At 70.6% G+C, this 11916-nt stretch carries 9 protein-coding genes and 1 pseudogene; 3 read left to right on the top strand and 7 right to left on the bottom strand.

All coding sequences use genetic code 11. The annotated features are described in order from the left end of the window. Window positions 1–196: 196 nt before the first annotated feature. The gene (locus AOK00_RS08610) at window positions 197–916 is read left to right on the top strand and encodes a hypothetical protein (RefSeq protein WP_159041707.1); all 720 of its coding nucleotides are present in this window, start codon (window positions 197–199) and stop codon (window positions 914–916) included. On the opposite strand, the pseudogene AOK00_RS39400 reads toward AOK00_RS08610, so the two are convergent. Together AOK00_RS39400 and AOK00_RS08615 are read right to left on the bottom strand one after the other, a co-directional pair. Continuing rightward, a pseudogene (locus tag AOK00_RS39400) lies at window positions 913–1035 on the bottom strand (IS5/IS1182 family transposase); the annotation flags it as partial. The gene AOK00_RS08610 and the pseudogene AOK00_RS39400 overlap by 4 nt on opposite strands. Window positions 1036–1425: 390 nt before the next feature. Further along, a complete protein-coding gene (locus tag AOK00_RS08615) occupies window positions 1426–2574 on the bottom strand; it encodes a serine hydrolase domain-containing protein (RefSeq protein WP_159041708.1) in 1149 nt (382 codons plus the stop codon). Window positions 2575–3199: 625 nt separating this feature from the next. Between AOK00_RS08615 and AOK00_RS08620 the strand changes: the two genes are divergently transcribed. Beyond that, window positions 3200–6466, top strand: coding sequence for an AfsR/SARP family transcriptional regulator (locus AOK00_RS08620; RefSeq protein ID WP_079041898.1), 3267 nt, complete (start codon window positions 3200–3202; stop codon window positions 6464–6466). A gap of 275 nt (window positions 6467–6741) precedes the next feature. Here AOK00_RS08620 and AOK00_RS08625 read toward each other — a convergent pair whose 3' ends face one another. The 5 genes from AOK00_RS08625 to AOK00_RS08645 form a co-directional block, all read right to left on the bottom strand. Then, entirely contained in the window at window positions 6742–8277 is a 1536-nt protein-coding gene (locus AOK00_RS08625) for an outer membrane protein assembly factor BamB family protein (RefSeq protein ID WP_063886564.1), read from the bottom strand. A 259-nt stretch (window positions 8278–8536) separates the two neighbouring features. After that, window positions 8537–8992 (bottom strand): GNAT family N-acetyltransferase, encoded by a 456-nt coding sequence (locus tag AOK00_RS08630; protein ID WP_055599723.1) that lies wholly within the window; start codon window positions 8990–8992, stop codon window positions 8537–8539. Window positions 8993–9132: 140 nt separating this feature from the next. Next, window positions 9133–9402 (bottom strand): hypothetical protein, encoded by a 270-nt coding sequence (locus AOK00_RS08635; protein WP_055599719.1) that lies wholly within the window; start codon window positions 9400–9402, stop codon window positions 9133–9135. A gap of 199 nt (window positions 9403–9601) precedes the next feature. Further along, a complete protein-coding gene (locus tag AOK00_RS08640) occupies window positions 9602–9868 on the bottom strand; it encodes a DUF4235 domain-containing protein (protein ID WP_055599720.1) in 267 nt (88 codons plus the stop codon). Beyond that, window positions 9865–10329, bottom strand: coding sequence for a DUF3618 domain-containing protein (locus tag AOK00_RS08645; protein WP_055599721.1), 465 nt, complete (start codon window positions 10327–10329; stop codon window positions 9865–9867). The genes AOK00_RS08640 and AOK00_RS08645 overlap by 4 nt, the downstream gene beginning before the upstream one ends. A 516-nt stretch (window positions 10330–10845) precedes the next feature. On the opposite strand from AOK00_RS08645, the gene ppk2 reads away from it, so the two are divergent. Further along, the gene (ppk2, locus tag AOK00_RS08650; RefSeq protein ID WP_079041899.1) at window positions 10846–11808 is read left to right on the top strand and encodes a polyphosphate kinase 2; all 963 of its coding nucleotides are present in this window, start codon (window positions 10846–10848) and stop codon (window positions 11806–11808) included. Window positions 11809–11916 lie beyond the last annotated feature (108 nt).

Genomic DNA, 11916 nt, shown 5'->3' on the forward strand with positions numbered 1-11916 from the left:
GCCGGGGGTCCCCTCGGCGTCTCCGGCTGTGCCTTCCGGGCCCGGCCCGGTGCCCCTCGCCGGGGTGGGCAAGACGGACTCGGGCGTGGTCACTCCCGGGGCGCCGTCGGCGCCGGGGCCGGATGTGTACAGGGCGGACCAGGTGTCGTTCGGGCCCGGCCCGTTGAGTGATTCCGCGACGTACCCCACCTCACCCGTGTCGCCTGTTTCTGCGCCCGCCGGGTTCGCGCCCGCGTACGCTGCCGGGACGCCCCCAGGCGGCACGTCCTTCGAGCCCCTGTCCTGGGCGGCCGACTTCTTCGCGTTCGAGCCGCGCGTCTATCGCGGCAAGGGGGCGAAGACGGTCACTGTGGACCTGCCGTTTCCGCCCAACGGGGAGCCGGTGATCCTGGAGGCACGGACGGAGGAGTACAACTTCATCTCCGTCAAGATTCCCGGCCGCGAGGACGACGTCTTCCTGTCCGACCTGCCTGATCACTACAGCCGTACCCTGATGGTGCCCAACCGCAAGGGCGGGCCGCTCACTCTGAAGGTACGCAACTCCGGGGCGTGGCAGCTCACGGTCCTGCCCCTGTCGGCGGCTCTGCCGCTGGACTTCGGCACCATCGCGGGCAGCGGCCGGGAGGTCTTCGTCCACACCGGCCCCGCGGCCGAGTTGAAGGTGCGGGCGGAGGACCCGCACAAGGGCTGGTTCCAGATGCATTACCACTGGGGTGACTCCCCCAGTGACCTGAGGCGCCCTGCCAAGCGGCTCGTGTACGAGTGGAACGGTCGCCGGGTACGGGAGAAGGTCGCACTGCCCAGCGGACCCCTCCTGGTCACCATCGACAAGAGCAGGCACCAGTGGGAACTCACCCTCGATCCGGCTGACCCGAGCGGGGCGTCCCGCGGAGCGCGCAGGGCCTGGCGTCGCTAGGTCCTGTCCGGCAAAGGATCTCGGAGGGGTTCGCGGAGCCAGAGAGTGCGTGCGGCAAGGTGGACTCCGGCTCTGTAGCGGGCGGCGAGTTCGTCGAAGCCGGTGGCGATCGCGCTGAAGGTGCACGCCGACGGCCTCTGCGAGACAACAGTCCTCCGCTACACCCCGCCCCGTAGCCGCGCGGCTTCGGGGCCGCGCTGTGCCGGCTCGACTGCCGCGCCCGCGCCGACGCGGGCCTGCGCCGCCTCATCACCGCCCGACTGCCGCAGCAGCCCCGGTCCGAGACCTGGCGGCCTGCCACGAGCAGCCTCCGGCGGCACGAAGAGGCCGCGGCCGTCCTGGAACGGGCTCGCGCTCTCATCGGCACGACGAGCGACCTCGAACGGGAAGCCCGCGTCAACCACCACCTGGGCCTTCGCATGACGCGAGACGGCCCGTCGAGCGAGGTGCTTCGACGGGCCGTTTCGAAAGGCCGGGGCCCATGCGGGCCAAAGCGTGCGGGAAGGCCCTCAGAGGGTGCAGAGGGCGTCGATGGCAGCGTTGGTCAGGTTCGCCACCCCGGCCCCCGCAGGGCCGGCCATGTTGTACTGGTTGGTGGCCACGGCGGCCTGGGTGCCGTCCTCACGGGTGAGGGTGGCGGTGTAGTAGCCGTAGATGGCGCCGCCCTTCGTCCAGACCTTGCCGCAGTCGCCCGGGCCGTCGACCACTTCGTGGGCGAGCCCGAAGGACAGGTTGGGCTGGTCGGGGTAGGGGACGAGGGTCTTGAGCTGATCCGTCATCGCCGCGGAGAGCAGGGTGCCGTCGAGCAGCGCTCGGTGGAGGGCCGCCAGGTCGTCCAGGGTGGACACCATCGCGCCCGCCGCACCGGAGAACTGGACGTTCAGGGTGGTGACGTCGACGTAGGGGCGCTCGCCCCAGTAGTAGAGGGGCACGGCGTACCCCCGGACGTGGTTGCCGTACAGCTTCGGATCCGACGTGGGGTAACTCGTGCCGGTGAGGCCCAGCCGGTCGATGAGGCGGGTCTGCACCTCTACGGCCGGTTCGTTGCCCGTCACCGACTTGATGACCATCCCGAGCAGGATGAAGTTGGTGTTGCTGTACTTGACGCTCGTGCCCGGTGCGAACAGCGGTGCTCGCTGCATGGCCAGCTGCACCAACTGCGCGGCCGGAAAAGGCTTGTTCGGGTTGTTGTACGCGTCCGCGGTCACCCTGTCGAGGTATTCGGGCACGCCTGAGGTGTGGTTCAGCAGCTGGCGGATCTTGATCTTCTTGCCGTCGTTGCCGTTCCCGGTCACCACGCCCGGCAGCCACCGGTCCACGGTGTCGTCGAGCGACAGCGCGCCCTGATCGGCCAACATCATGGTGACGGCGCCGATGAACGGCTTGGTGTTGCTCCCGATGCGCACCTGCGCCTTCGGGTCGGTGTGCGTCCGGGTGACCCGGTCGCCGACACCCGCTGTCAGGTACCGGCTCGCTCCGTCCTTGCGGAGCAGCGCCGTGGCACCCGGGTACCCGGCAGCGACTGCCGCGTTGAGTCCATCCTGCATCACCTGGTCGGCAGTCCGGGTCGGCGCACTGTGGACCGGCCCGGCAGCCGTGACCGTGAGTGCGACCGCCACGGCCAGGGCCGCTCCTGCCTTGCGAGTGAGTAACGACATAACCATGGGAATCTCCTTGGTCCGTTGTAAAAGCCGCTCTCGTAAAGAGGCTTGCTTGAATGCAGCGGAGAGCGGGATGACATGAATCACATCGCCTCGAAAGGTCTCCGCAGTACCGGAGGAGACCGCAGCGACCCGGCGAGGTGCCTACCAGGGCATGAGCGGAACATCGGCCACGCCAAGCGCCTCCTCTTGCGATCTCACGCCGTGGTCGAGCTGTTGACGCAATTCGTACAGGGAATCAGGGGTTGCGACTCGGACGAAACGGGCCAGGAGGCGGTCGGTGTGGGCGTCGTCACCGGCGCGCACAGCATCGACGATGCGCGCTATGACGTCGCATACAGGAGGCGTCAGAGCATCAACTGACCCATTTTCGCCGGCGCCTGGATCAGGGGTGTTCGTCCCTGCTCCCGACTGGGGCCGCTGCTCCTGGTCGTGTTCGTCCATGCCCGAAGCCCCTCGTCTCTTCGCCGGTCCGGCGCGGCACTTGACGCCGGAACCGTCGGGTCGGTCACTGCTCATACGTGCCGGGCGATAAAGGTGCGGCCCCTGACTCCAGCGCTCTCACGGGCCTGACAGACTCTGTCGTGGCACGCTGCTTTTCTGATGAAGTCCTGTTGAAGCAATGGGGTTCCTGCGGCGGGCAGGCAATGGACGCACGGGGGCATGGGGATTCGGCGTGAGCGTTAATTCATCGGGTAGGGGTACTGCCGGTGCCCGGGGTGATCTGCAGATCGATCTGCTCGGGTCGGTCCGGGCCCGTCGCGGCGACGCGGCGCTGGTGCTGGGCCCGGCGCGACGGCAGGCGGTGCTCGCCGCCCTGGTCCTGCGCTCGCCCGACTTCGTGACCTACCAGCAGCTCCTGGACGATGTCTGGGGGGCCAGTCCCCCGGGCACCGGGCACCGGGTCCTGCCGAGCTATGTCTACGCGCTGCGGAAGACTCTGGACGAGCCGGGCACTGCAGAGGGTCGGTCGGTTGTCCATGGGCGGCGGGGCGGCTATCGCCTCACGCCCAGCGGGGTCCGGACCGACACCGCCGAGCTCGCCAGGGAGGCTGGAAGAGCCCAACGGGCGAAGGCCGCCGGCGAGCTGGATGCCGCACTCGCTCATGGCAGCAGGGCCCTCGACCTGTTCCGTGGGGAGCCGCTGACCGGTCTGCCAGGCCCCCTCGCTGCTGCCGAGCGGCAACGTCTGGACCAGCAACGGCGCTCGCTGCTCCAGGACCGGGCGGAGTGTCTGGTGTTGCTCGGTGACTACTCGGCTGCCTTGGACACCCTCCTGTCGACGCCTCTCTCACAGCCGCACGATGAGCCGCTCGCCGCGCTGCGCATGCGTGCCCTGTACGGCAGCGACCGCCAGGCCGAGGCGCTCTCCGTCTACTCCGAGACGCGCCGCCTGCTCGTCGACGAGCTGGGCGTGGAACCCGGCGAGGAGCTGCGCCGTGTGCACCAGGCCGTTCTGCGCCGGGACGATCTAGTGTTGCTCGGCCGGACCGGCCGCCGGCCCTCAGCCGCCGCCTTCGACCCCGGGCGAACCGGGCTCCATGCGCCCTCGCCCGGGCGCTCGGCCTCCGGTGGCCGAGACGGCCTCCCCGACGGAACCGACCGGCCTCGCGATCCCGCCGGGTCCGATCGCGCTGACGTCTCCGGCCGGGGTCGTCCTCGGCGCCGTCGCAACGACCTTCCCGGCGACATCGCCTGCATGGTCGGGCGCGACAAGGAGCTCGCCCTCCTCACCGCCCCCGTGTCGCCGGACGCGGTCTCCGTGATGACGGTCGATGGCACGGCGGGCGTGGGCAAGACCGCCTTGGTGGTGCGGGCCGCCTGGACGCTCGGCGACGCCCACCCCGACGGTTGTCTCTTCGTCGATCTGCACACACACGGCGCCGCGCACGAGGACGTCACCCCGCAACGGGCCCTGCGCCGGATGCTCCGTGCGGTTCGCGGCGAGGACGACGCACTCCCGGACCTTGCGAACGGGCCCCACGGACCCGACGACGCCGGCGATGCGACGGACAAGCTGGCAGATCTCGTCACAGCCTGGCGCGCCGCCACGAGCGGCCTCCGGCTGCTGCTGGTCGTGGACAACGCACGCGGCGCCGAGCAGGTGCGTCCGCTGCTGCCGGCCGGGCCGGGCAGTCGGGTCCTGGTCGTCGGCCGTCAGCGTCTGACCGGCCTCGACGCCGACCTGCGGCTCACGGTGGAGCCGCTGGGTCCGAGCGCTGCCGTCGGCCTGCTCCGCGAGCTCGTCGGGGAGTTGCGGGCCGACGGGGAGCCTGAGGCGGCGCGTGAGCTGGCCCGTAGGTGTGGCGGCCTGCCCCTGGCACTGCGGATCGCGAGTGCCAGGCTACAGAGCCGCCCGTCCTGGACTCTGGCCTTTCTCGCCCGCCGGATGTCCGACGACGCGCACGGCCTCGCGGAGCTGCGGGCCGGGGATCGCAGCGTGGAGGCCGCATTCCGCGTCTCGTACGACCAGCTCGGACCGGAACTGCAGCGTGGCTTTCGCGCGTTGGGTACGAATCCCACCGCCCGCTTCGACCGGCTCACGCTCGCCGCCATGCTGGGCGGCGCCTGTGAGGAGGCGGAGAACGTCCTGGAGGACCTGGTCGACGCCAGCTTGCTGCAGCAGCCGCATCCTGGCCGATACCGGCTGCACGATCTCGTCAAGGCGCATGCGCGGCGCCTGGCCGGCGAGGCCCCCGAAGAAGCTGCCGCAGACCGCGACGCCGTTCTGCGCCTCCACATCGCGGCGGGCCGCATGGCCAGCGACTGGGGGCCCGGCAGCTTTCCCGCACTCACCACCGGTTCGGCCGGCCCCGGCCCGACCACTGCCTGTTCGCCCTTCGCCGGGTGGCGGGAGGCGTCGGCGTGGCTGACCTCGATGGGTGGCGAGCTCGTCGATGTCGTGGCCTTCGCGGCCGCCGGCGGCCACGCCGACCACGCGTGTCTGCTGGCAGAGGCCCTCGTCGACCACCTGGCCGGACACGGTCACCACCACGAGTGCCGGACTGCCCTTGAACTCGCTCTGGCGTGCGCGGACGCCGCCACCGATCGGCGGATGCCGGCGGCACTGCGCAACTGCATGGGTGTCCTCGATGTCTACCAGGGACGGTTCCGGGAGGCAGGAGCATGGTTCGCCGAGGCGCTGCACTACAGCCGGGCGGGGGGCGACGTCCGAGAGGAGGCCCGCGCCATCGCCGGGACGGGCGTCGTGCTGGGGCAGCTGGGAGACGTCGAAGAGGCACTTTCCGGCCTGGACCGGGCAGTAGGGCTGGCCTCCGGCCTCGCCGACGACTGGCTGACGGGGGTGTCCCACTGCAACATCGGCTCCATCCATCACCGGCTGGGACGGTACGAAGAGGCGCTCTGGCACTACAACACCGCCCTGGCACTCGCGGAGAAGAACGGCCGGCCCAGGACGATCAGCAGCACCCTGTGCTTCGTGGCCGAGATCGAGCTGGCGCTCGGCCGGTACGAGGTGGCCACGGACCTGCTGAGGCGGGCCGCGGGACTGGCCGGTGAGGTCGAGAACCCGCCGCTGCGCGCGGCGACCCTGTCGCGGCTGGCTGCCGCGGAGCACACCCGAGGCGACCTGCGCTCGGCTGTGGACCTTCACCACGAGGCGCTGTCTGCACTCACCCCGCACACAAGCACATGGTTGGAGATGGGAGTTCGTATCCGGCTGGGCAGGACCTATGCGGCGATGGGCCGTCACGCCGACGCACAGCGGGAGTTCCGGGCCGCTCTGGCTCTGCCCGGAGCCGGTGACCATGCCCGCGAACACGGGATGGCACGTGAGGGACTGGAAGCCACGGGCACCGTCCGGCGGCCCACCGGCCAGCCCGCTGACCTGGCGACTCCCAGAGGCGACGTGCCGCGAAGCAAGCAGTGACCGGTCGTCGGCCAGACCCGTGGATCCTTCCGGCAGGCACAGCGAGACCGCACGAGGCCACATGGCAGTTCTGAGGCCCGGAGGTAGGAGGGGTGCGGCCGGTCGGGGAAGTCGGCCCGATCCAGGTATGCAGCCCGACTCCTCGTCGAGCCAGGCCACCGTGCGGCCAGGTGAGACCGTCACTCCGAACCGCTCGAAGCCCGGTCCGAGAGATCAACCGCCTCCGCGGGTCGTCGACGACGTCGGCGCGCTCGTCGAAGCCGACCGCGTCCGTGTCAGGGGGCGAAGGAGAGCATGCGGGGCTCGTGCTGGGCGTCGTTGCCGCTCAGACCGGCAGGCGTGATCACGAGCCGGTCGCCCACGTAGGCATTTTCGCCGACGACCGCCATCCCGAACTCGACCCTCGCGGTGGAGGCGGGGAGCCTCAGCACGTCCTTGACCGTGTCCACGCCCCCTGGACCGACCCGGAAGACGCGCCCGGCTTCGCTGTAGGTACCGACCCGGTAGACGAGCCCCGTCCTTCCCGGTCCGACGCGCAGGGGGAAATAGCCGTACGAGGTCCCACCTGCCTTCACTCCCCAGACCAGTTTCCCGGTGGCGAGGTCGTAGGCTCCGACGCGGTCGGTGCCACCCAGCAGCACGAGACCTTCGCCCACGACGGCCTCCCGGCACGCCTGGGCGTCGCCACTGGTGTCGAGGGAGTCTCCGCAGTGCTTGAACCCCTTCGGCCGGGGGTCGATGGTGCTGCGGACCTTGCCGTCGGGACCCAGGGCGACGACCCGCCAGTCGTCGGCATGGGTCTCCCGGTGCGCGGTGGTGATCACGGCCGGTGCGACGGACAGCACTTGGCCGATCCTCCGGCCCGGCTCCGTCCGGTGGCGCCAGCGGACCTTGCCCGTGGCCGGGTCGATCTCCCGGACCTGGTCGTACGCCTTTTCGAGCGCGGTGATCGCGCAGTCGGCGAGCACCAGGAGCCGGCTGCCGCCCGCCACTCTGCCGGGGTAGCACTTCCCGGGGTTCTCCATGGGGATGTCGTACAGCTTCCTCCCGTCGGCGACCTTGTACGCGGAGGCCTTCATGCTCTGCACGATCGCGAAGGTGCCCCCGCTGATCGCGCTGTCCACGGTGATCGTGCCGTCCCCCGCGCCGGTCTCGGTCAGCTGTTTGTGCCAGCCTGCCCTGCCTGCGCGCAGGTCGATCATCCGGAGCTGGTTGCACCGGGCGCCGGTCCAGGCCTCGACGTTCTGCAGGACGATGACGACCTTGCCGTCGGGGGTCGCGTTGACCGGGGTCTCGCAGACGGGGGTCGGGAGGTCGACGCTCCACAACTGGGCGCCGTCGCTGAGCCGGTGGGCGACGACCCTCTTGTAGATCGCCTGGACGGCGGTGCCGCCGACGATCCAGAGGTCCTCGGTCGGGATGTTCCGACGGGGCAGGTCGGTGCGGTCGTCGACGATCCAGGCACGGGCCTCGCCGGCCCGGCGCTGGCGCGCGATCTCCGCGGTGGTGGGGATGCGGGAGGGCGACGGGGTGGGGCGGGCGCTCGCCTTCGGCGGCGTCGTGGCCGACGGGGCGCCGCTCTGCGCTCCGGCGTGGCCCGTCCGGGCGCGGTCCGCTCCGGAGCGCTCGCCGAGGACGTACGTGCCGGCACCGAGGAGCAGCAGCAGCGCGAGGACCGCGGCGACCAGCGGCCAACGGCGACGAGGTGGGCGAGGCGGTGGCGGGCCGTACCCCTCGGGCGCGTACGGATTGTCGGGTACGGGCCAAGGCGGCGGGCGGTGTGTGTACCAGGGCTCGTGCGACTGCGACATGCGGTTTCCTTTTACAACACGGCGGGCGGCCTCCCCGTAGTGCCGGGCTCCTGCGCTCGCACGGGCCGGGAGGGCACGGCGACCTGGCTACGCGAGGCCGACCACAGGGACTCTGGTGCCACGCGCTGCTTTTTCGATGAACTCCGGTTGAAAGGCCGACAGCTGAGGGCCGGGGCGCGCCCTGTCTCGGCGCGATGGTGGGGCGACCGCGCCGCCCGCCGGCCTGTCGGCACCGTAGCCGATCCCCTCACCGCGAGGGTCAATCCCTGACCGGCGTGTGGCAGAGGTAGAACAGCTCGGGATCGCCCTCGTCCAGACCGTGCAGCAGCCCCATCGGGCTCCATCCGGCCCGCTGGAGCAAACGCTGCATCGGCTGGTTGGAGACGTTGGTCGAGGTGAACAACTTCGAAGTCGTGCACGAGAAAGCGGCGGACTCCAGCAACCGGTACCCGACACCCCTGCCGCGGGCCGACGGGGCAACCATCACCATCGTGACGAATCCCTGATCGAAGAACGTGTACTCCACCACGCAGTAGCCGAGCAGCCCGGACGCGCCCTCCGCCACAACGGCCGAGCCCTCTCGGCACCACCTTCTGATGCTCGCCCGCCGTCCCGCGTCGCCTTCGGCTGCCACGGCGTCGATCACGATCAGCTCGTCCGACTCCGACTCATGCGCACGGCGCACGATGACATCGCCGAAATTCCCATCGGTCATGGATGCATGCTGCCAGGACACGCCGGCAGCGCCCTGCTTCCGGTCGGTCGTACCTTCACAGGCCTGCGATGCTGCCGTGCTCGGAGTCGAGAGTGACGCCTGATGCCTGAGGCCCGGGAGCGGGAAGGCGGGCGATCGCGTCAGTCCACTGGTTCGTCGACGTCGGCATTCTCGTGCTCCGCCTCGTCGGCGCCGCCCCGGCGTCCGGTTCCCGCCACGTCGGTCTCGGGCGCCGCGGAGTCGGGCCAGTCCGGTACGGGTATTGCCAGAGGATCCTCGCCCTGCTCCGCCCGCTGGTTCTGCGGGTCGCGAGGCAGTGGCTGGTCCGCCTCGTCGGGCTCGTCCGGCTCGTAGCGCGTGTCCGTCTCATCGCGCCGGCCCGTCCGATCTGGCTCCTTCTGGGTGTTCATACAGGCTCACCTTCCTCTGGTGGCGATTTCCGGGCGGCTCGCGCCGCTCGGACGCCGGACCATCTCTCGGCGGCCGACCGCAGCGCCGTCCGGTAGCAGTGATGGGCACGCGCATGCCGTGCGCGTGCCCGCCGCTCGCCGCTCGCCGATGAGCTGCAAGATCACTGCCGCCGTCGGGTCGAACGGCGGCACCGGGGCCTCAGCTCGGCCAGGTTCCCGTCAGGCGCCGGACCGAGGTGGCTCCGGCGCGGTCGACCGCAGCCTTGACGACGGCGAAGATCGCTCCCTGCAGGGCTGCGGCGAGCAGGATCTCCCGCCACGTGCGTTCCTCGTCCATCGCGCCCGGGGCGTCGTCCTCGTGCCCGGCCCACTTCCACATCTGGTTGAAGGCGGCGCGGGCCAAGAGGCCGCCGGCGAAACCGAACACCAGGCCTACTGGACGGTAAGCAAGTTTGGCGGTCTTCATCGGTGCCTCCGGCTCCAACGCACGAGCAGGAGAACGCCGAGCGCGGCGGCCCCCACGAGCAGGGGGGTCCGGTGGGCCCGCGCCGCGGCCGCCCCCTGACCGACCTTTTCGGCGACTCGGTCCGGTGTCCGCTCGGTGGCGAGCTCCCCCGCACGCGCGGCCGTGCTGCGCAGCTGCGCCACGGCGTGAGTCGCCTTGTCCACAGCCGGGTCGGGGGTCTTGTCCTTCGCGAGCTGGGCGGCGTGCTCCGCCGTCTCGCGGAGGTGACCGGTGAGGGCGGCGGCCTTCGTGGCGGCATGCGTCCTGAGATCGTCCGCCTTCTCCATGGCCTGGGCCTTGACGTCGGCCTTGGCGGCCAGCGCTTCCATGGTCTGTCCGAGCCTCTCACGGGTGTGCGTGACCATATTGCGCAGTTCCTCGGGTGTCGGCGCTGATTTGTCGCCTCGCGGCTGATGACTCATCGGTGTGCCCTCTCCTTGATCTCGCCGACATCGACCTTGACGCTGCCGATGGTTCGTTCGGGTGACCTGATCCGTCCACGCGCTCGTCCGGACGCCCCGGCCCGGGAGGACGTTCAGCAGCACCATGCGATACGCCTCCCTCCTGCACCGATCGGCACCCCCGGCACGTGCGGTGCCGGCCCAGGGACGCAACCGCCGTCCCGCGGCCCGAAAGCCCGGGGACGAGCGCCGTCCGCTTACGCGCCTACCCCGTCACCGGCAGACCACCCGTTCACGCCCCGGCTCGCGATCCGTCCGGGGCACGAGCCGACCACGCCGGTGGTCGCAGGCGCGTCCCTTTCCGGTGCCGCAGCGCCCTTGCGTCCAATATCCGGGTCGACTCGCGGCGGAGAGTCGGCGAACACCGCCCCTTCGGGCGACGGTCCTTCATGATCGGGGCAGAAGCACTGCGGAGGCGTCCGGTCCTGGCGACAGGGACGGGCCCGCAGCCGACGACACGACAGTGAGGTGAATGGTGTGACGGGAATCAGCGGCGCCGGCGACCAGGACGGGGAGCGGGCCGATCTGCTCAACGGCCTGAGCGTGGACGAAACCAACCCCGAGCAGCCCGTTCTCCTCAGCGCCGAGGGTGCCCCGATCCGTACCTGGCGGGAGAACTACCCCTACGACCGCAAGCTGCGGCGGGACGAGTACGAGCGGGCCAAGCGGATCCTGCAGATCGAGTTGCTGAAGCTGCAGCGGTGGGCCAAGGACACCGGCGCGCGGTTGGTCGTCGTGTGCGAGGGGCGCGACGCCGCCGGCAAGGGCGGCACCATCCAGCGGTTCACCGAGCGTCTGAACCCTCGGGGCGCCCGGATCGTCGCCCTGGACAAGCCGACGGAGCGGGAAGCCGGGCAATGGTATTTCCAGCGCTACGTCGCCCACCTCCCCGGCCCCGGCGAGATCGTCTTCTTCGACCGCTCCTGGTACAACCGGGCAGGTGTCGAGCGCGTCATGGGGTTCTGCTCGGACGACGAGTACGCGCGGTTCCTTCGCCAGTGCCCGGTGTTCGAGCGCATGCTGGTCGACGACGGCATCCACCTGGTCAAATTCTGGTTCTCGGTGTCGCGGTCCGAGCAGCGCACCAGGTTCGCCATCCGACAGGTCGACCCTGTGCGGCAGTGGAAGCTCTCCCCCACCGATCTGGCGTCGCTGGACCGCTGGGACGACTACACAACCGCCAAGGTCGACATGTTCAGGGCCACGGACACCGCGCACGCTCCCTGGACGGTCGTCAAGAGCAACGACAAGCGCCGCGGGCGGCTGGAGGCCATGCGCAGCCTCCTCCGGGGCATCGACTACACGAGCAAGGACCCCGAGGCCGTGGGGGAACCCGATCCTCTCGTCGTCGGCGCCGCGGACACCCTCCTCGAGCCCGGCGAGGAGACCTCCAGCCTCTCCCCCACCCCCCTGGCCCTGGAAATCGCAAGCGACACCTGATGCACGGCGGGGCCACGAAGGCGAGCCCTAGGTGTCACCGTTCGCCTCCGGGTGGGCCCCGCCGTGCATCAGGTGTCGCTTGCGATTTCCAGGGCCAGGGCCTGCAGG

Source organism: Streptomyces aureus (genome assembly GCF_001418135.1).
GTDB lineage: Bacteria > Actinomycetota > Actinomycetes > Streptomycetales > Streptomycetaceae > Streptomyces > Streptomyces aureus_A.